20 protein-coding genes, 1 tRNA gene and 1 pseudogene are annotated in these 18,383 nt (G+C 45.5%); 11 read left to right on the top strand and 11 right to left on the bottom strand.

From position 1 onward, the window contains the following. Positions 1–48: 48 nt before the first annotated feature. The 6 genes from NEV57_RS00605 to NEV57_RS00580 form a co-directional block, all read right to left on the bottom strand. The gene (locus NEV57_RS00605) at positions 49–1,053 is read right to left on the bottom strand and encodes a glycosyltransferase family 2 protein (RefSeq protein WP_257656344.1); all 1,005 of its coding nucleotides are present in this window, start codon (positions 1,051–1,053) and stop codon (positions 49–51) included. A 36-nt stretch (positions 1,054–1,089) separates the two neighbouring features. Continuing rightward, complete coding sequence (locus NEV57_RS00600) at positions 1,090–2,040, bottom strand: glycosyltransferase family 2 protein (protein ID WP_257656343.1); 951 nt, start codon at positions 2,038–2,040, stop codon at positions 1,090–1,092. A 42-nt stretch (positions 2,041–2,082) separates the two neighbouring features. Next, on the bottom strand, positions 2,083–2,682 hold the full coding sequence (locus NEV57_RS00595; protein ID WP_257656342.1) for a DUF4199 domain-containing protein: 600 nt from the start codon (positions 2,680–2,682) through the stop codon (positions 2,083–2,085). An 11-nt stretch (positions 2,683–2,693) separates the two neighbouring features. Next, a complete protein-coding gene (locus tag NEV57_RS00590) occupies positions 2,694–3,365 on the bottom strand; it encodes a hypothetical protein (RefSeq protein WP_307876367.1) in 672 nt (223 codons plus the stop codon). Beyond that, on the bottom strand, positions 3,362–4,627 hold the full coding sequence (locus tag NEV57_RS00585; RefSeq protein ID WP_257656341.1) for a dihydroorotase: 1,266 nt from the start codon (positions 4,625–4,627) through the stop codon (positions 3,362–3,364). The genes NEV57_RS00590 and NEV57_RS00585 overlap by 4 nt, the downstream gene beginning before the upstream one ends. A gap of 208 nt (positions 4,628–4,835) precedes the next feature. Then, positions 4,836–5,402: a UbiX family flavin prenyltransferase gene (locus tag NEV57_RS00580; RefSeq protein WP_257656340.1), complete on the bottom strand. Its 567-nt coding sequence runs from the start codon at positions 5,400–5,402 to the stop codon at positions 4,836–4,838. Between the two features lie 134 nt (positions 5,403–5,536). Here NEV57_RS00580 and NEV57_RS00575 point away from each other — a divergent pair, with 134 nt between their 5' ends. After that, positions 5,537–6,187, top strand: coding sequence for an ankyrin repeat domain-containing protein (locus tag NEV57_RS00575; protein ID WP_257656339.1), 651 nt, complete (start codon positions 5,537–5,539; stop codon positions 6,185–6,187). A gap of 16 nt (positions 6,188–6,203) precedes the next feature. On the opposite strand, the gene NEV57_RS00570 is transcribed toward NEV57_RS00575, so the two are convergent. From NEV57_RS00570 to ribD, 5 genes are read right to left on the bottom strand one after another with little or no spacing between them, the layout of a single operon-like run. Next, entirely contained in the window at positions 6,204–6,425 is a 222-nt protein-coding gene (locus tag NEV57_RS00570) for a PspC domain-containing protein (RefSeq protein ID WP_257656338.1), read from the bottom strand. Beyond that, on the bottom strand, positions 6,418–7,713 hold the full coding sequence (locus NEV57_RS00565; protein WP_257656337.1) for a DUF2851 family protein: 1,296 nt from the start codon (positions 7,711–7,713) through the stop codon (positions 6,418–6,420). The genes NEV57_RS00570 and NEV57_RS00565 overlap by 8 nt, the downstream gene beginning before the upstream one ends. A gap of 43 nt (positions 7,714–7,756) precedes the next feature. Further along, positions 7,757–8,512: an ABC transporter ATP-binding protein gene (locus NEV57_RS00560; RefSeq protein ID WP_257656336.1), complete on the bottom strand. Its 756-nt coding sequence runs from the start codon at positions 8,510–8,512 to the stop codon at positions 7,757–7,759. Positions 8,513–8,522: 10 nt separating this feature from the next. After that, positions 8,523–9,404, bottom strand: a complete 882-nt coding sequence (locus tag NEV57_RS00555; protein ID WP_257656335.1) for an ABC transporter permease — start codon at positions 9,402–9,404, stop codon at positions 8,523–8,525. 19 nt (positions 9,405–9,423) lie between these two features. Continuing rightward, positions 9,424–10,473: a bifunctional diaminohydroxyphosphoribosylaminopyrimidine deaminase/5-amino-6-(5-phosphoribosylamino)uracil reductase RibD gene (gene ribD / locus NEV57_RS00550; protein WP_257656334.1), complete on the bottom strand. Its 1,050-nt coding sequence runs from the start codon at positions 10,471–10,473 to the stop codon at positions 9,424–9,426. Positions 10,474–10,541: 68 nt separating this feature from the next. On the opposite strand from ribD, the gene prmC reads away from it, so the two are divergent. From prmC to NEV57_RS00500, 10 genes and pseudogenes are all read left to right on the top strand, one after another. Then, on the top strand, positions 10,542–11,411 hold the full coding sequence (gene prmC, locus NEV57_RS00545) for a peptide chain release factor N(5)-glutamine methyltransferase (protein ID WP_257656333.1): 870 nt from the start codon (positions 10,542–10,544) through the stop codon (positions 11,409–11,411). Positions 11,412–11,418: 7 nt separating this feature from the next. Beyond that, the gene (locus NEV57_RS00540; RefSeq protein ID WP_257656332.1) at positions 11,419–13,065 is read left to right on the top strand and encodes an amidohydrolase; all 1,647 of its coding nucleotides are present in this window, start codon (positions 11,419–11,421) and stop codon (positions 13,063–13,065) included. Between the two features lie 190 nt (positions 13,066–13,255). After that, positions 13,256–13,328 (top strand) — tRNA-Lys (locus tag NEV57_RS00535). A 402-nt stretch (positions 13,329–13,730) separates the two neighbouring features. Next, entirely contained in the window at positions 13,731–14,393 is a 663-nt protein-coding gene (locus NEV57_RS00530; protein ID WP_257656331.1) for a MarR family winged helix-turn-helix transcriptional regulator, read from the top strand. Then, positions 14,390–15,862 (top strand): bifunctional phytoene desaturase/3,4-desaturase, encoded by a 1,473-nt coding sequence (gene crtID, locus NEV57_RS00525; protein ID WP_257656330.1) that lies wholly within the window; start codon positions 14,390–14,392, stop codon positions 15,860–15,862. The genes NEV57_RS00530 and crtID overlap by 4 nt, the downstream gene beginning before the upstream one ends. Positions 15,863–15,867: 5 nt before the next feature. Next, positions 15,868–16,704: a phytoene/squalene synthase family protein gene (locus NEV57_RS00520; RefSeq protein WP_257656329.1), complete on the top strand. Its 837-nt coding sequence runs from the start codon at positions 15,868–15,870 to the stop codon at positions 16,702–16,704. Beyond that, entirely contained in the window at positions 16,701–17,159 is a 459-nt protein-coding gene (locus tag NEV57_RS00515; protein ID WP_257656328.1) for a hypothetical protein, read from the top strand. Before NEV57_RS00520 ends, NEV57_RS00515 begins: the two co-directional genes overlap by 4 nt. Positions 17,160–17,162: 3 nt before the next feature. Next, positions 17,163–17,630 (top strand): SRPBCC family protein, encoded by a 468-nt coding sequence (locus NEV57_RS00510; protein WP_257656327.1) that lies wholly within the window; start codon positions 17,163–17,165, stop codon positions 17,628–17,630. A 1-nt stretch (position 17,631) separates the two neighbouring features. Continuing rightward, positions 17,632–18,090, top strand: coding sequence for a sterol desaturase family protein (locus tag NEV57_RS00505; protein ID WP_257656326.1), 459 nt, complete (start codon positions 17,632–17,634; stop codon positions 18,088–18,090). Beyond that, positions 18,087–18,362: pseudogene (locus NEV57_RS00500) on the top strand (lycopene cyclase domain-containing protein); the annotation flags it as partial. The gene NEV57_RS00505 and the pseudogene NEV57_RS00500, both read left to right, overlap by 4 nt. Positions 18,363–18,383 lie beyond the last annotated feature (21 nt).

Here is an 18,383-nt window from a genome sequence, read left to right as displayed (position 1 = left end):
AAATCAATGCGGCAAATTACGATACATCTCCTAAATTCCCAAAGTGTTTTATCCACATTGCCGGAATATGACACGCCGGAAAAAATCCTGTATAAAACCCAGCCCATAGGCCGTCAGCTGGATATAAGCCGCGATTACGCTCAGTACGGCAATGTAGGCACTCCGGACGCGCCATAACGCATGGAGAAAGAGAAGTACAGTATAGCCGGTAAGGAGTAGGTTGCCGAGCCCGCAGAGGACAAACAGCAATTGTATACCATCAGGGGCTGCCATCGCCCGGTATAAGTTCAGCACGACCAGCAGGGCCAAACACACGACGAACAATGCGGGAAAAAAGTGAACGGGTTTGAGCTCGGCGGGAAAATGCTTGTAAATATTGATCCGTGCCCTGCCAAAAAAATGCAGCTGCCTATAAAACTGCCTAAAATCGGTGCGCCGTTTATGATATACCACTGCTTCGGGGATCAGGCCTATTTTTAGCCCCGCGGTGTGGATCCGGATGCTGTACTCAATATCTTCACCCAGCCGAGTCAGCTTAAAGTCCCCCACCTGCTCCCAGGCTTTTCTCGACACACCCATATTGAAGCTTCGGGGGTGGAATACACCGATATGTTTTTTATTGCCGCGGATTCCGCCCGTGGTAAAGGGCGATGTCATTGCATAGCTGATCGCTTTCTGAACGGGCGTGAAGGACTCATGGGCCGCATCGGGACCGCCGTAGGCATCCAGTGGTGTTTTATCCAGAAAAGCCTTTACGTTGGACAGGTAGTTGGGCGGAATCAGGCAATCGGAATCAAATATGACAAAATAGTCGCCTTTGGCCCGCTGGAAACCGTAATTGCGGGTAAAGCCCTGCCCCTCATTTGGCTTTGCGTAGTAATGTATATCCAACTGTCCTTTGTAGCCTTCCACAATCGCGCGCGCGTCACGGGTGGAACCGTCTTCAATGACCAGTACCTCAAACTGCGTGTATTGCTGCTGCAGTAACGAATGCAACAGCTCATCGATCTCCTGTGGCCTGTTGTATAGCGGGATGATAATGGAAAAAAACATGGATCAGGATCTGCGGTGCTTAATTTACCGGCCGACTTATATCACTTTTTCAATCTGGTAGCTGTTGCGCTCAGATCCATTGCGGGAAATCAGCTCCGCGATGAATCCGGTCAGGAATAATTGCGTGCCGATGATAATCGCAATCAGCGCGAAAAAAAACAACGGCTGGTCCGTGGCATTCCGGTATGGCGTATGGTTGGATATACTGATCAGCTTTTCTACAATCAGCCAGATGGCAATGATGAACCCTGCCAGAAAGCTAAGCACGCCCATCGCACCGAAAAAATGCATTGGCCGTTTACCGAATTTACCGACGAAGAAAATCGACAACAGGTCCAGAAACCCCTTAACGAACCTGCCGGGCCCGAATTTTGTTTTGCCGTATTTTCTTGGATAGTGCAGTACCACCTGCTCACCAATGCGCGTAAACCCGGCCCACTTGGCGATTACCGGAATATAGCGGTGCATCTCGCCGTACACCTCGATACTTTTTACCACGTCCTTTTTATAGGCCTTTAACCCGCAATTGAAATCATGCAGGTTGTGTATTCCCGACATGCTCCGCGTAACGGAATTAAACAGCTTGGTAGGCACGGTCTTCGAAGGCGGATCGTGGCGCTTCTGCTTCCACCCCGAAACCAGGTCAAAATCTTCCTGGGTAATCCGCCGGTACAATTCAGGAATCTCATCCGGACTGTCCTGTAAATCCGCGTCCATCGTAATTACCACATCCCCCTGGGCAACTGTAAACCCGACATTGAGTGCGGCCGATTTGCCGTAATTCCGACGGAACTTCACCGCGGTTACCTTTGGGTTTTTCGCTTTCAGTGCCTCGATGATCATCCACGACCCGTCTGTACTGCCGTCGTCGATCAGAATGATTTCATAACTGAACCGGTGGTCGTCCATCACCCGCTTAATCCAGGCCGTCAGTTCCGGCAAGGATTCGGCTTCGTTATATAAAGGAATGACTACTGAAATATCCATAGTATGGTTACAGGAACTGTCAATCATTGCATCACGCCGGCATTAAACTTCTTCTTCACCTTCTTCTGTTACCGGTGCAAATACCGGGCGCTCGCGCTTGAAAATAGCGGCAAAGATCAGTGCACCGACAAAATAGAAAATAGCCGCAATGGCCAACCCTTGCACGACATCCATAAAGCCGGGATTAACCTGCTTTTCAATGCTTTTTTCCGCTTCCTCGATGATTTTATCAATCTGGTCCTGATCAGAGGATAACGTTTCCGCCATCCGGGTTGTCGCATTCAGCGAAATTTCACGCATGGTGTCCGCATATGACGGTTCAATCCATTTTGCAAATGCCGTGGTAAACAGCGTGACAACAACTACCTGAACGATGAACATGATAAAAATATTGCTCAGCGCTTCGCGGAACGACCAATAACCGCCGGCCTTTCTGCGTAAATCAAGTGTAAAATAAATGGCGAGTCCGATCCCAATGGCCAGCTGAATAAGACCATAGGCAAAATTGCCCATTAATGAGGGTGCTGCGTAATAAATCAACAAAAAAATAATGATGTTGATTGCCGCCCAGATCAATGCATTGTTGATGGCGGCCCGCTTGGCATTAGGTGCCGTTGCCTCTGCGTTTGGGTTAATTGTCATAATCTTTAGATTTAATGATTGTATTGGGTAATCAATTTATACATGGCGGCATCAAATGCCGGGTTTTTACTGGCTTTCACATAGGCTGCCCAATCTTGTTCCGACGGATTGGGTTCGCAGAAAAATCCCATCAGGGGATAGAATAATTCCGCCAGCTCCTGGTCTTCCGGCAGCTGATGGGCCGCCTGTGCAATGGCTTCATATGAACTGTCGACAAGCAATTGATTTGCGATTACCGGCTCATAAATCCGGTGTTCGTCCTGGAACTCATCTTCATCCACCAATAGGAATTCCTTAAGGTAATCGCCCAGGTACGGATCAATGTCTTCGTCAGCGCATTCACGTAAATAAAGCAACAGGTTAAGCAGCTCAGTACCCCGGTCGATTGTCTGGTCCTCAATGGCTTCCCATTCTTCCGACTCAAGGTAATCTGCTTCCAGTTTGTTTACGTCGGCAGCAAAAAAGTTAATCAGCAATAGGTCAAACACGGGTTCGCGAAGTGCTTCAAACCGGGGACTGTCATCAAATGCAGCATCCATGCCCGCTACCTTTTCCATGTAAGGCAGGTCGGCATTGAATACCGAGCTGAGCCGGGCCGAGATTACAGCTGCATCCAGCGTCTCAATTTTTGCATAAGTGTGGAGGGCTGCTTCCAGCGCCTGTTGTACATGCGGGTTCATCATATCGTTATCAATTGCCGGTTATTTGCAACCAAGGTGACCTTTCCAGTGAGTTCAGTTCCCAGCAGCGGACTATTCGCTGATTTGGAACGATTGCGCTGTGAAGTAAACATCCATTTTTCCCGGGGATTAAACAGCACGAAATTTGCCTCAGCCCCTTCATCAAGCGCTGGAATGCCCAGCCCTAAGATCTTCCGTGGGTTAACTGCTAGTTTTTCGACAAGCTGATGCGGTGTAAGTCCCGCTCGCAGCGCCAACGGCAGCACGGTTTGCAAGCCTATGATTCCATAAGCCGCAATCTCATATTCTACATTCTTAAATTCTACTTCATGCGGGGTATGCTGTGAAACAATGGCATCAATGGTGCCGTCTGCCAGTCCTTTGAGCAGTGCCGTCACATCCTGTTCAGTGCGCAGCGGTGGATTGACCTTATAATTGCTGTCGAAACCCGCAACCAGGTCGTCTGTTAACACCAGGTGATGGGCGGCCACATCGCAGCTGACCCGGATGCCGCGTTCCTTCGCCCGACGGATGAGATCCACGCCCTGTGCCGTGCTTACGGTGGTGAAGTGTATTGCTGCGTCGTGATACTCGGCCAGGTACAGATCGCGGGCGATCATCAATGTTTCGGCCAGGTTCGGGTTTCCTTTCATGCCCAGGTACGTGCTGGTAATCCCCTCATTCATCTTTGCCCCGCCAGATACCGAAGTATCGTCTGCATACGAAAAAATCAGTCCGTCAAAACCCTTGCTGTAAAGCAGCGCCCTGCTCATTAAGCCGGCTTGCTGCACGGGCTTATTGCCATCGCCAAAAGCAATGGCACCTGCCAGCTTCATATCATAAAGTTCTGCCAGTTCTTCCCCGGCCCTTTTTTTGCTGATGGTACCTATCGGATACACATCGACAGGAAGTGTTTTTGCACGATTGACAATGAGTGCTACCTCGGCATGGCTGTCGACCGGAGGCTGGGTATTCGGGTGCACCGCGACGCCGGTAAAACCTCCTGCCAGGGCGGCTGCACTGCCGGTGATGATGTCCTCTTTGGTTTCGAGGCCCGGTTCCCCGAAGTTGGCATTTAAGTCAAAAAAACCGGGGGCAATAAACTGATCTCCGGCATCGATAACCTTTACTCCATCAACCTCAGTCGTTATTTCGGATGCTATACGGGCAATTTTACCTTTCGCTATCAAAATGTCTGCTTTCCTGTTATGAAAAGGGTGACCGGGAAAGGCGACATTGACTGACTTGATAAGTAGCGTATTCATGAATGTAATAATGGGGTTGCAGATTTTCGATTAGGCAATGAAACAGACCAGATAAGCAAATAAAATAACGTGCTGAAAAAGACCGGAAAGCTGACTTTTAACGGATTTATTGCTATAAGTGCGTTCATTAAAGAACAAAAGTACAAAATCCATCGCAATGGCAAACCTTATTTTAACATTTAACGACCGGTGCCCAATACTACCCATACTATGCGGGTTTCCCCCACTCGTAGCCATCTACCTCAAGTCCGGCCAGCCCCAGAACCCGGTCGACCACCGTAGCGGCCAGCGCTTCAAAATCAGGTGGCAGGCTATAAAACGAAGGGCTTGCGGGACAGATAATGGCGCCGGCTTCGGCAATGGTCTGCAAGTTGCGGAGGTGGATCAGGCTTAGTGGTGTTTCCCGGGGCACGAGAATCAGTTTCCGCTTTTCCTTCAGGATCACGTCGGCCGCCCGCGAGGTTAAATCGGACGAGATTCCCTGCGCAATCCGTGCGAGTGTCCCCATGGAGCATGGACATACAATCATGGTGTCAAACTTCGCTGATCCCGATGCAAACGGCGCATAGAAGTCATTTTTTTCGTAAAAGGTAAACGGGTAATGGCGGTAGTCGTCGTTTTTCAACTCATACTGCCATACGTCTTTTGCATTATCCGACATGACGACACCGACAGCATCCCATTGGTCACGGATCGTCAATAGCTTATCCAACAATACCTTGGCATAGATGGCACCGCTTGCGCCGGTGATGGAAACGATGATTTTTCTTGACATGATATCGGAATTTTCCCATCAAAGCTATGAAAAAGCCCCGGGGGGTTGGCATAAAAAAAGTAATTGTAAGCGTCATTTCATATTTTTTTAGTTATTTCGTGTTGTATAACTTAAAACAGTATCCGAAAAACCACATGAGTCTTAGTTTATTAGAAGAATATATTGAAGCGGGCAATAGTCTGGCGATTGACAATCTACTGAATGAAAATCCAAGTTTGTGCAAACAACGAACCAGCCATGATATATCTCCCCTGCTGCTGGCCTGTTATTATAATAAACCTCAAATCATCAAAGTATTGCTCCGCCATATGGATGAGCTGACCATCCATGAAGCTGCCGCCGCGAATGAGCTGGAACAGGTGCAGGCCATGATTGAAGATATGCCTGATTTACTGGACCGGGTTTCGGATCATGGATTTACACCGCTGGGCATTGCCACTCATTTCGGGAATGAGGATATGGTGCGGTTTTTATTGACAAAAGGAGCTGACACCAATACCTACTCGCAGAATGGCTATCAGGTGTATCCCCTTCATACGGCCATTGGTTCGGGGTTTGAAAACATTGCCAAAATGCTGATCGAAGCAGGCGCTGAGGTTAATGTGTTGCAATCATCGCGTACAACGCCGTTGCACCTGGCTTCCCAGATCGGCAATATTGAACTGATTATCTTACTTCTGGAACACGGGGCACTTGTTGAGGTCAAAAATGATATGGGTAAAACAGCTTCCGATTTAGCTGCCGAAAAAGGGTATCAGGATATTGCGGAAATTCTGAAAGCCTAGCGGGCGCTTATAGGGACTAAACGTCCCAAAGCCGGTGGCGCATACGCTTGACGTAATTGCGGAAATCCAATACCACCCCTGCCAGGAAATAAAAGATAATCGGAAATCCGACAGCCAGAAATGAAGTGTAGATAAAAAACAAACGGAGTTTGGATATGGATATGCCGAAGCGTTCCCCGATATAGGTGCACACACCAAATGATCGCTGTTCAAAAAACAAGAGCACTCGCCTAATCATCCTTCTTATATTTAATAACGGAAAGCCCAATGCTGCAATCCAGGCATTTTTTATTATCGCAATAACAGGCTTTCAATTGTAACAGCGCCTGCGACTCCGCAGCATGCGCTGCCTGAACACCTAACGTTGAAAAACGCCTTATTATTGCATTATCTTCGGCTTTTAGCCGTTCCAATAACGCAATCGCCCGGTAAATATACATTTCTTTGCCAATATATTTACCATACGCAAATAAAATAACCGACACGGCATTGATCAGCAAGGTTGTCATGGACCGTTCGCCCAACTGATTGCTGTGCACCGCTGCTGGCACATCAAATCGGTAATGGTTATTCCAGTAGTCGTTTACAGGTAATGCGTTAAACAATGTGTCGGGCATTTCATTGGTAGGGGTTTCCAATATAGCCGGTAGCAACTGCGGCAGTCGTTGGCAAAACGCGGCAAATTGGGCGATGCGCATGGAAGGAAAATTACCCGGCCGTGTGCGCATGGATTTCCACGCACTTGCATCCATCGGTAAAAGTCCGTGTAACTTGCGCAAGTATGCATATTCGGCCTGCAATGCCTTTGGGTAATCATCCGTAAAACCAATCGTATCCAGCAGGCCGGCCTGACCAAAAAACAGCGCTTCAATGACCGTGGGGCGATGACGGTACTTGGTGACCATACTGAACGGCACAGCATACGCAAGCTGTTCAAATGCCGGCGCATTTACCTTAAAGCCGAAACTCCGCGCCATCCATAGGTAACACGTGTCCTCCCAACTCCCGCGCTGCTGGCCCAGCAATTGATATACCGCAGCAACCCGATGCTCAAAACGCGCTATGAGTAGCCTCGATAACCAGGAAGTAAGCTGGAAGGGAGAAACGCGGTGAATATGTTTCTCACAGGGAATCCAGTGCATATGCTCCATCATTTCGCAGTATTTCGGAAGAATATGGGCTGGGATCAGTGGTTTCAGCTCCAGTGTTTCCGGAATTGTTCCGTCGGCACGGGCAACCGTTCTGTCATACTCGTATACCACATGCAAAATCACATTATTATACGCCGTATCCCGATGGTGCCGGTGTAATTCCCATTCGGAAGCACGCCAGTGGATCTCCACGTTCCCCGACCATTCCGTAGTACCTATCCGGATTCTGGCCGATTGAAAATCCGCACCGGCGTCAGTATTGTGTGTACCGGTATCCAGCACGTCCAGGTTATTTCCCGACACCGAAACCATACGCTGAGCGTGGTATAGCCGGTATTTCCATATAAAATGCAACAGGTTTTCAGGCAAGGTCACGCCTAAAGTTACCTATTATTATGTTATCACACAAAAAATCAGGCTAATAATAATCGAACCAAGTGACGACTTCGCCGTGCTGAAGTCCGGACTTCGTTTGATTATCAAAATCGCGCACCACTTTACCGTTCTCCATCTGAATCAGGCGTGTGCCGTAATGGAGCGCTTCGTTGATGTTGTGGGTTACCAGCAATGCCGTCAGGTTGTTTTCCCGGATAATACGGTCGGCAATTTCCATTACTTCTCTTGCGGAACGGGGGTCCAGTGCGGCCGTCGGCTCGTCAAGCAACAGCACATCCACGCCGGTCATCACCGTCATCAATAATGTAATTGCCTGGCGTTGGCCACCGCTCAGGGTGCCCATGACCTGTGTCAGTTTATCTTCCAGGCCCATACCCAGTGTGGTAAGCTTCTCGGCAACCGTGGTTTTAAAGCGGCGATCCACTCCGCGCTTCATCCACTTGGGGGATTTTCGCAGGGCCGCCATGCGGAAATTATCCAGAATACTCAGGGAGGCGGCAGTTCCTGTCAGCGGATTCTGGAAAACGCGTGCGACCCACGGGCTCCGTCTGTAATCCGGGAGACGCTGTATCTCCTCCCCTTTCAGCAAAATCTTTCCGCTGTCCGGATAAATACTACCCGCTATCAGGTTCAGGAGTGTACTCTTGCCCGATCCGTTAGCACCGACAATGACCGTGTAACTGCCTGCTTCAAGCTGAAGCGTTACGCCATCTACGGCCATTACCTCCGTGGCTTTACCCTTGTCAAATGTCTTGCATATGTGATGAAGCTCTAACATCGCCCGGCAATTAACGTTTACTTAACTGAATGACCGTACTTCCAACGCGGGGCAATGCCACGATCAGCAGGACCAGCAATGAGGTGGTCAGTTTTAACATGCTGGCATCCACGCCTGCACCAAGTGCAACGGCCAGCATCAATTGGAATAGGATAACACCCAGTAACACACAGCCGAGCATCAGGGGAATCGCGCGTATTTTCAGCAGGTTGATCAGCGTATCTCCGATGATCACTGCACCCAATCCGCTGATTACGATACCTATCCCCATATTAATATCAGTAAATCCCTGAAACTGTGCGATTAAACAACCGCTGAGTGCCACCAGGGCATTGGATATTGCCAACCCATAAACTTTCATCCGGGCGGTATTAACTCCCTGCGCACGGACCATGCTCTCACTATCGCCCGTAGCCCGCATGGCAATGCCAAAATCACTTTGAAGCATGAAGCTCATCGCAAAAAACAAGACAGCCGACAAAGCAATTAAGACGGCCAGCGTATTCTGGTCGGTGACAGCGAACACGGAAAACCAACTGAATATGGTTGAATGGGACAACAGCGGCATGTTTGATCGTCCCAGCAGGGTTAGGTTAACGGAATACAGGGCAGTCATCACCAGTATACCGGCCAGCAACGCATTGATCCGCAGCCGGGTATGGATAAACGCAGTACAGCAACCCGCAAGTGCGCCACCGAGCATGGAAAGTATCAATATGGCGGGCAATCCGTATCCCCTGGATAAGCAAACCGCTGTAATTACGGCACCAAGCGTATAACTTCCGTCGGTCGTGATATCAGGAATATTGAAAATCTTCATCGAAAGAAATAATCCCATCACTAACGGGCCAAAGCACAGTGCTTGAATAATGGCTGCAATATAAAAATCCATTATACAATCATATGGATTATCATTTGTTATAAAAAATTTCCAGCCGGTCGCTCCCGACGGACTGTGCGGTTCCAGGTTTGCGGTGCAGTACCGGTGCCTCCATTCCCTCACCCCAGCTATCGACCCCGCTGAATACCCGGGCTTCATCCCATAATCCGGCCGCAATAAAAAGGTCAAGCGTCTTACGCCCTCCTTCCACAATCAGCGACTGCACATCCATCAGGTAAAGCTGGTATAGCATTTTCTGTGGCAGGTACCAGTCCATATCTTCTACGGCAATGTATTTGATGTTTTCCACCCAATCGGTTTTTGAATCATTGAACACAATGGTTTCCGCAGCACCGTCCATTGCCCGGGCAGTAGCTGGTATGGTAAGCTGTCTGTCCAGGATAACGCGTTTGGGGTTTCTTCCCTCCCATTCCCTTACGGTCAATTGTGGGTCGTCGGCATGTACCGTTCTGGTGCCTACCAGCACCGCATCCTCTTCACTGCGCCAGCGATGAACCAGCTGGCGTGCTTCCATGCCGGTAATCCATCGCTGCGAGCCATCTGCCGGTGCCAGGTAACCGTCGGCCGTTTGTGCCCATTTAAGAATGACATAAGGACGTTGCTCCCTGATACGGGTAATAAACCGCCTGTTGAGCCAAAGCGCTTCATCGGCAAGCACCCCTTCCACAACTTCAATACCCGCCTCCTGTAAGATCTGGATTCCTTTTCCATTTACCGCTGCAAAAGGGTCGCGGCAGCCAATGACAACCCGTCCAACCTGCTGCTGCACCAGCAGCCCGGCACATGGGGGTGTCTTGCCGTAATGTGCACATGGTTCCAGACTGACATACATTGTTGACTCCGGAAAGATGTCTGCAGCGGCATCACCGTACTTCTTCTTAACGTCTTCAATTACCAATGCTTCAGCGTGTGGGCCGCCGTATATGCGATGGTAGTTTTCGGCAATAATTTTTCCGTCGTGTACCAGTAATGCCCCGACCATCGGGTTGGGGCTTACTGAACCTGCACCCCGCCGGGCCAGATCCAGGCAACGCCGCATATATAATTCGTGCTCCTGCATGGTACAAACTTAGCTAAAATTGCGATGAATTGTACCTCATTTACGGGCACATGTGTATGTTTGCATACATGGATCGTATAGCAACCATTGAACAGCAATTTATAAATGAACTGAAGGATTTATATGACGCTGATGAAATCAGGCAAATCTATTTCATGCTCCTGGAAGCGCGATTTGGCTGGTCCAGATCCGAATACCTGCGCAGGAAATCGGATGTACCGGATGAAGCAACCTTTACCTGGTTAAGCAACAAGCTGCAGACGCTGCTTACTGCAAAACCTATCCAATATGTGCTGGGACATGCCTGGTTCAGGGGAATGGAACTGCTGGTTAACGAATCTGTATTGATACCGCGCCCGGAGACCGAGGAGCTGGTTGAACGGATTATCCAGACCTGTCAGGTGACCGGCCGCCTACCGCACCGCATCATTGATATCGGCACGGGAAGCGGTTGCATCGCCATCGCCCTAAAGCTGGCATTTCCCGAGGCAGTAGTTTACGCGTTGGATGTTTCCACCGACGCACTACTTGTTGCCCGGCAGAATGCCGCCCGGCAATCGGCAGACATTTCGTTTATAAATGCTGATATACTGGAATGGGACACCGTTTTTGAAGCAACGCAGTTATTTGACGTCGTGGTGAGTAACCCACCATACATCACGATGACTGAACGGGAGGAAATGCACCGGAACGTAGCCGCCCACGAACCGGGACTGGCGCTTTTTGTTGAAGACAGTACACCGTTGTTATTTTATGAGCATATTGCGGCATTTGCCCTGAAGCACCTGGCAACTGCCGGGCACCTGTATTTTGAGATCAACCGTCGCTATGGCGAAGAAGTATGTGAGTTACTCGAAAAAAAAGGATTTGCGGGTGTAACACTATATTCGGATATTCACGGTGCGGACCGTATTGTACGGGCGGCAAATAAACCATAAATCCGAAATGATGACAAGATCCTGTATGGGCCGCCTGTTACTTGCAGCGGCAATAGCAATGACATCGTGTGGCCGGCCGAAACAGGCCGACCTGATTGTGTATAATGCCCTGGTGTATACCGTTGACAGCGCATTCTCAACCGCCGAAGCATTTGCCGTACAGGACGGTCGCTTTATCGCTATTGGCACTTCCGACGAAATCCGGACGAATTATAAAGCAGCAGAAACAATAGATGCACACGGCAAGCCTGTTTACCCTGGTTTCTATGATGCGCATGCGCATTTTACGGGTTTCGCCCAGACATTCGGTCAGGCAGACCTAACAGGAGCCAAATCGTTTGAAGAGGTCATTGATCGCCTTAAGGCGTTCCGCACCGAATATCCCAATACGACCTGGTTAAGGGGCCGGGGATGGGATCAGAATCTTTGGGAAAACCAGACCTTTCCCGATAGGGAAAAGCTGGATGAAGTTTTTCCGGAGATCCCGGTGTACCTGGTGCGGATTGATGGGCATGCGGCAATAGCCAATGGACGCGCGCTTAAGCTGGCAGGCATCCAATCGCCGATGACCGTCACCGGAGGCGTTATTGAAGTGAAAAACAACCGGCTTACCGGAATGCTTATTGATAATGCCATGGGGCTGGTAGCTTCGAAAATCCCCGAGTATACGACTGCGGATCTCACGAAAATGCTCCATCAGGCAGAGACCGAATGTTTCGCTGTGGGATTGACCACGGTGAGCGATGCAGGACTTAATCAACGGAATATCAAGCTGCTTGACAGCCTTTACCTTACCGGGGCACTGCGTATCCGTAACCATGCCATGGCCGGGTTTTCTGAAAAAAATCTCCGGCATTACCTAGCGAAAGGGCCGTATGTGAGCGAACGGTTTACGGTCCGGACGTTTAAGCTGTTTGCCGATGGGGCGCTCGGCTCACGCGGGGCCTGTTTACTTGAACCCTATGCCGATGCTCCTACCTCGGGGTTCCTATTATCCAGTATTGCAGCTATTGATTCGGCCATAGCCCGGATAGCGGCGAGTGATTTCCAGTTGGCTACCCATGCCATCGGTGACTCTGCCAACCGGGTGATTCTGAATATATATGGCAAATACCTGCAGGGCAAAAATGATCGACGCTGGAGTATAGAACATGCACAGGTTATCGCTCCCCAGGATTTTGAAAAATTCGAAGCGTATAGTATCATTCCCTCGGTGCAGCCTACCCACGCGACTTCCGATATGTACTGGGCAATGGACCGACTGGGTCCGGAACGTGTTAAAGGGGCTTACGCTTATCGGCAGTTGCTCAGTGAAACCGGATTACTTGCGCTGGGAAGCGATTTCCCGGTGGAACATATTAATCCGCTATACGGCTTCCATGCCGCGATCGCCCGGGTAGACCAAAACGGGTATCCAAATAGCGGTTTCCAACCGGAAAATGCCATCAGTCGCGAAGCTGCTTTGCGCGGGATGACCTGTTGGGCAGCTTACGCCAAATTTGAAGAAGATAAACGTGGTAGCATCGAAGTGGGGAAAAAAGCGGATTTCGTCATGTTAGCAGCAGACATTATGACTGCACCGGAAGAATCGTTACGGGACATCGACGTGCTACGCACGGCCATTAATGGCGAAACCGCGTATCAAAGGAACTGATATGGCGGTGCCGGAAGGCCGGTAGCCTACTGAAAAGACAGCCCCCTACGGCTTATCAAAACGCTACACACTGAAATAAAACCTGTTAATGTCGAACTGAAAATTATCTGAAATTTATTTTGGACTATACGTCCGATAATTCTATCTTTGCACCACTTTCCAAAACAGGAAAGTACCCGTATAAACGGATGATTCCGTAGCTCAGCTGGTAGAGCAATACACTTTTAATGTATGGGTCCTGGGTTCGAATCCCAGCGGGATCACAAACAAAAGCCAAAAGGCGCCATTTGAATCCAAAGGGTACCTTTTGGCTTTTTTTGGTATGAGTATCTTCACTTGTGGTTACCCAGTCGCTTTTGTCAACAACCAACCATTGTTTTATTTCTACCTGATTTGTTAAACAGTCCATATGGTTTTTGGGTAAGCTTTTATTTCTTTTCTTTCTATAAGATTCACCTCCAATATTTATTATTAGCTAATTTTCGGTAATAAATTGAATGATACATTATTGCCGTTTCATCCACTAATTACATCCTCATAATATATATATACTACCGACCTTACCAAGAGTCTTGTATTGCTAAAAATAAACCCGCAAAGAATTTAGTATAAATTTATACATTTAATAAGTTGAATATAGTATATTTGTGAACTAATATAATTATATGAAATATGATATTTTAAAAAATGTTGTCAATCTGCTTGAGGAATTTGAAGAAGATATTCTTCAAGGAAGAACATACCCTAATGATATAGAAGGTTTTAAAAGATGGATAGTTGCCAATTATAAAGGTGAAGAAAAAAATAATGAACCTAATTGGGATGGAAAAGAAAAGGGACGTAGTGCAGAAAGTGTCATTAATACTTTAATTGTCCATATGAACAGATATGCCAAGAGTTATTCCAAGTCCGCCATATTCGGATCGGATTTTTCTACACAGGAAGATTTTATCTACCTCATTAACTTAAAAGCTTTCGGGGAAATGACCAAAATGGACTTGATAAAAAGGAACGTTCACGAAAAACCTGCGGGAATGCAAGTTATCAATCGGTTGATTGCGCAAGGTTGGGTAAATCAAACCGATTCTGAGACCGACAAAAGAAGTAAAGTTTTAAAAATAAGCAATAAAGGGCTTGAGGTTTTAGAAAAGCAAATGGACAAAATCAGAAAAGCAACTGAAATCGTTACAGGAGATTTAACCCATAACGAAAAAATGGAATTGATCAGGTTGCTCAATAAACTCAATTATTTTCATCAACAGATCTACGATAAAAATATTGAACCAGAATATTTATTGAATGAAGTTTTAAAAGATAAAAGGCGATGAAGAAGAAAATAGCCGTTATTGGTTCAGGTTTTTCGGGATTGTCTGCTGCCGCTTATCTGGCGAAAGCAGGGAGTGAAGTTCACGTATTTGAAAAACACGACCAGCCGGGAGGAAGAGCAAGGCAATTTTCTACCGAACAAGGTTACGTCTTTGATATGGGACCAAGTTGGTACTGGATGCCTGATATTATTGAAAGCTTTTTTGCCGATTTCGGTTACAAAACTTCTGATTTCTTCGAGTTGATTTCGTTAAACCCGCAGTTTGAAGTGGTTTTTTCAGAAGACAAAATCAGTGTTCCCAAGAATCTAGAAGAACTTAAATTCTTGTTCGAACAAATTGAAAAGGGTGCAGGATTACAATTGGAAAAATTCATGCAATCGGCCAAATTCAAGTATGAAGTCGGAATGCAGGATTTCGTGAATAAGCCCTGCCACAATTGGGCGGAATTCATTTCTCTAAAAATAGCTAAAAGTGCTTTAAAATTGGATTTGTTGACAAACTTCAGAACCTATGTTGCCAAATACTTTCAAAATGAAAAACTAAGAACGTTGATGGAGTTCCCGGTAATTTTTTTGGGTGCGTCTCCAAAGAATATTCCGGCGTTGTATAGTTTGATGAATTACGGAGGTTATGCTTTAGGAACGCATTATCCGAAAGGTGGCTTTTATCAATTCGTATTAGCGATGAAAAATGTAGCCGAAAACCAAGGTGCAGTTTTTCATTTTAACAAAACCGTTGAAAGTATAAATACAGAGAATGGCAAAGTCGTATCTTTAACTATCAATGGCGAATCCCTGGAATTTGATGCGGTAATTGCTTCCTCGGATTATCATCATACAGAAACACTTCTAGATAAAGAGTGTAGAAATTATTCAGAAACATATTGGCAAAACAGAACATTCGCCCCATCAAGCTTAATCTATTATTTAGGTATCAAGCAATCTATTCCCAACCTAAACCATCATACACTTTTCTTTGAAAATGATTTGGACGAACATATTGATTCTATCTATGGAGAGAAGAAATGGCCCGAGAAACCACTGTTTTATGCTTGTTGTCCGTCAAAAACAGATAATGCCGTTGCTCCTAAAGGTAAAGAAAATGTGTTTTTGTTGATGCCTTTAGCCATCGGGATAAACGATGAAGAGCTTATTCGGGAAAAATATTTAACGGAAATGCTTTTAAGAATTGAAAAACATACAGGCATAACCGATTTACGATCAAAGATAGAATACAAAAGAAGTTATTGTGCCAGCGATTTTATTTCAGATTATAATGCTTATGGTGGCAATGCTTACGGATTGGCAAATACGCTCGGTCAAACTGCGGTTTTGAAACCTAAAATTAGAAATAAAAGGTTGAAAAACTTATTCTATACTGGTCAATTGACCGTTCCCGGCCCCGGAGTTCCACCGTCCATTATATCTGGTAAAATTATAGCGAATGAAATAATCAAACTTAAACAATAAGAACTATGAAACAGTTGTTTGATGAACTATCTTACTCGGTAAGCAAGATAACAACCCAAAAATATAGCACGAGTTTTTCTTTTGGGATTTTAGCGCTGAAACCGTCTATTCGTTCTGCAATATATGCGATATACGGGTACGTAAGATTAGCAGATGAAATTGTGGATAGTTTTCACGGGTACGATAAAGAGAAGCTATTGAATCGATTAAAAGCAGAAACCTACGATGCACTGCATGAAGGAATTTCGCTCAACCCTATTCTGCAATCGTTTCAGGAAACAGTAAATCAGTATAAAATTGACGAAAGTCTGATTGGACAGTTTTTACATAGTATGGAAATGGATTTGCAGAAAATAGATTATGATTCAGAACTATACGAAGAATATATTTTTGGTTCAGCGGAAGTAGTCGGGCTGATGTGTCTGCAAGTTTTTACAGATGGGAATATGGAAAAATATAGAGAATTAAAACCTTATGCCATGAAACTTGGATCAGCTTTTCAAAAAGTTAATTTTTTAAGGGATCTGAAAGATGATTATCAGATTTTGGGTAGGACTTATTTTCCGAATATTGATATGTGCATATTTGATAATTGTGTGAAATGTCAAATTGAAAAGGAAATAGAAGAAGAGTTTAAAGAGGCTTTAATTGGGATTAAGAAGCTGCCCAATTCTGCAATGTTTGGGGTATATTTAGCTTACAAATACTATTTGTCTTTGTTTCAAAAAATAAAAAGAAGATCCTCCAAAGAGATATTGAATAATAGGATTCGGGTTCCTAATTCTGAAAAGGCATTTGTGGCATTCAAAAGTTATGTAAGATATAAAACTGCTTTTTTATGATCAAATTAACTGACTTACTAATATCGACAATATTCTTTTTTATGAGTTTTAATTCAACCGATTTGGATGAAGTAAGGGCTAATTACAACACACTGATATCAAACAAAGCGTTGTGCAAAAGAATGATTGCAGAATTGACGAAAACAAAGAATAATTCAGCTACACATTTGGCTTATTTGGGTGGTTCAAAAACCATTTGGGCAAATCACGTTTTCAGTCCGATAGGTAAACTCAATACATTTAAAGAAGGGAAGAAAAACATCGAGCAGGCAATCAAAAAAGAACCTACTAATGTGGAATTGAGGTTTATTAGGCTTTCGGTTCAAAAAAATGCTCCCTCTTTTTTAGGATATAAATCAAACATAAATGAGGATACCGTTTTTATTAAGGAAAACCGCCACCAAATCAGGTCGGAGATTTTTCAGAAAATGATAGAAACGCTTTTAAAAGGCTAAGCAATGAAACATCAATTGCACAGGGAGCAACAATTGTATTGCGATATCGAAACAGCTTGGGATTTTTTCTCTTCTCCTAAGAACCTTTCGAAGATAACACCCAAAGATATGGGTTTTACGCTGCTGTCGGATTATAACAGCGAACAGATTGCTGAAGGCATGGTGATCGATTATATCGTTTCGCCGTTGCTGAAAGTTCCTTTGAAGTGGAGAACGAGAATTACCCATGTGGAACCCAATAAAAGCTTTACTGATTTTCAGGAGAAAGGGCCTTATAAATACTGGAGCCATTTTCACGAATTTATCCCCAATAAAGGCGGAGTGCTGATGAAAGATACGGTAGATTATGAGTTACCTTTCGGCTTTTTTGGGAAGATGGCACATCTACTTTTTGTGAAAAAGAAATTGGAGGACATCTTTGATTTCCGATACGACGTTTTAGAAAAACTTTTTAACGCAATAAAGAACTGATATGGCTTTTTTAATCGTATTGATCACGTTTACATTAATGGAAGGGGCAACCTGGATTATCCACAAATATGTTATGCATGGATTTCTTTGGGTTTTGCACAAAGACCATCACGACCACAGCAATGAGGGCGTTCTTGAAAAGAACGACTATTTCTTTGTCATATTTGCTATACCGACTATTGCTTTGATGTATTTTGGTTCGTTAGAAAATTTCAATTATCTGTTTTTTATCGGATTGGGCGTTATGCTTTATGGAATGGCTTATTTTTTTGTACATGATATTTTTATCCACCAACGGATTAAATTTCTGTCCCGAACCCAGAGCCCCTATTTTTTGGCACTGCGCAGAGCACACAAACAACATCACAAGCATATCGGCAAAGAAGATGGCGAGTGTTTTGGTTTTCTATATGTGCCTTTCAGGTATTTTAAAATGTATTTTAACTCCGAGAAAAAATGATAGCATATACTTACTCATTAGTGTTGCTTTTTACGGTTATCATATGTTTCATCGCATCTTACGATAGGCGAATTCTCTTTAATCGTTATTTTGGAGCGTTTATAAAATCTGCGATTTTCGTTGCTATACCATTTATTTCTTGGGATATATGGTTTACGGCAAAAGGTGTTTGGTGGTTCAATACAGATTATACGCTCGGAATAGTCTTGGCCGGGTTACCGATTGAAGAATGGCTATTTTTTATCTGTATTCCGTTTTCATGTATATTTACCTATTTCTGTTTCGATAAGTTT

The sequence above is a fragment of the Parapedobacter lycopersici genome, from assembly GCF_024643285.1.
GTDB lineage: Bacteria > Bacteroidota > Bacteroidia > Sphingobacteriales > Sphingobacteriaceae > Parapedobacter > Parapedobacter lycopersici.
This window is presented reverse-complemented; position numbering and strand designations above follow the sequence as displayed.

What these genes read in the sequence shown, in the direction of transcription:
- prmC (WP_257656333.1), top strand. Translation starts at nt 10,542, where the DNA reads ATGGATCGTATAGCAACCATTGAACAGCAATTTATAAATGAACTGAAG.
- NEV57_RS00520 (WP_257656329.1), top strand. Translation starts at nt 15,868, where the DNA reads ATGAAACAGTTGTTTGATGAACTATCTTACTCGGTAAGCAAGATAACA.
- NEV57_RS00605 (WP_257656344.1), bottom strand. Translation starts at nt 1,053, where the DNA reads ATGTTTTTTTCCATTATCATCCCGCTATACAACAGGCCACAGGAGATC.
- NEV57_RS00580 (WP_257656340.1), bottom strand. Translation starts at nt 5,402, where the DNA reads ATGTCAAGAAAAATCATCGTTTCCATCACCGGCGCAAGCGGTGCCATC.
- NEV57_RS00595 (WP_257656342.1), bottom strand. Translation starts at nt 2,682, where the DNA reads ATGACAATTAACCCAAACGCAGAGGCAACGGCACCTAATGCCAAGCGG.
- NEV57_RS00590 (WP_307876367.1), bottom strand. Translation starts at nt 3,365, where the DNA reads ATGATGAACCCGCATGTACAACAGGCGCTGGAAGCAGCCCTCCACACT.
- NEV57_RS00570 (WP_257656338.1), bottom strand. Translation starts at nt 6,425, where the DNA reads ATGATTAGGCGAGTGCTCTTGTTTTTTGAACAGCGATCATTTGGTGTG.
- ribD (WP_257656334.1), bottom strand. Translation starts at nt 10,473, where the DNA reads ATGCAGGAGCACGAATTATATATGCGGCGTTGCCTGGATCTGGCCCGG.
- NEV57_RS00555 (WP_257656335.1), bottom strand. Translation starts at nt 9,404, where the DNA reads ATGGATTTTTATATTGCAGCCATTATTCAAGCACTGTGCTTTGGCCCG.
- NEV57_RS00600 (WP_257656343.1), bottom strand. Translation starts at nt 2,040, where the DNA reads ATGGATATTTCAGTAGTCATTCCTTTATATAACGAAGCCGAATCCTTG.
- NEV57_RS00560 (WP_257656336.1), bottom strand. Translation starts at nt 8,512, where the DNA reads ATGTTAGAGCTTCATCACATATGCAAGACATTTGACAAGGGTAAAGCC.
- NEV57_RS00585 (WP_257656341.1), bottom strand. Translation starts at nt 4,627, where the DNA reads ATGAATACGCTACTTATCAAGTCAGTCAATGTCGCCTTTCCCGGTCAC.
- NEV57_RS00510 (WP_257656327.1), top strand. Translation starts at nt 17,163, where the DNA reads ATGAAACATCAATTGCACAGGGAGCAACAATTGTATTGCGATATCGAA.
- crtID (WP_257656330.1), top strand. Translation starts at nt 14,390, where the DNA reads ATGAAGAAGAAAATAGCCGTTATTGGTTCAGGTTTTTCGGGATTGTCT.
- NEV57_RS00530 (WP_257656331.1), top strand. Translation starts at nt 13,731, where the DNA reads ATGAAATATGATATTTTAAAAAATGTTGTCAATCTGCTTGAGGAATTT.
- NEV57_RS00540 (WP_257656332.1), top strand. Translation starts at nt 11,419, where the DNA reads ATGATGACAAGATCCTGTATGGGCCGCCTGTTACTTGCAGCGGCAATA.
- NEV57_RS00505 (WP_257656326.1), top strand. Translation starts at nt 17,632, where the DNA reads ATGGCTTTTTTAATCGTATTGATCACGTTTACATTAATGGAAGGGGCA.
- NEV57_RS00575 (WP_257656339.1), top strand. Translation starts at nt 5,537, where the DNA reads ATGAGTCTTAGTTTATTAGAAGAATATATTGAAGCGGGCAATAGTCTG.
- NEV57_RS00515 (WP_257656328.1), top strand. Translation starts at nt 16,701, where the DNA reads ATGATCAAATTAACTGACTTACTAATATCGACAATATTCTTTTTTATG.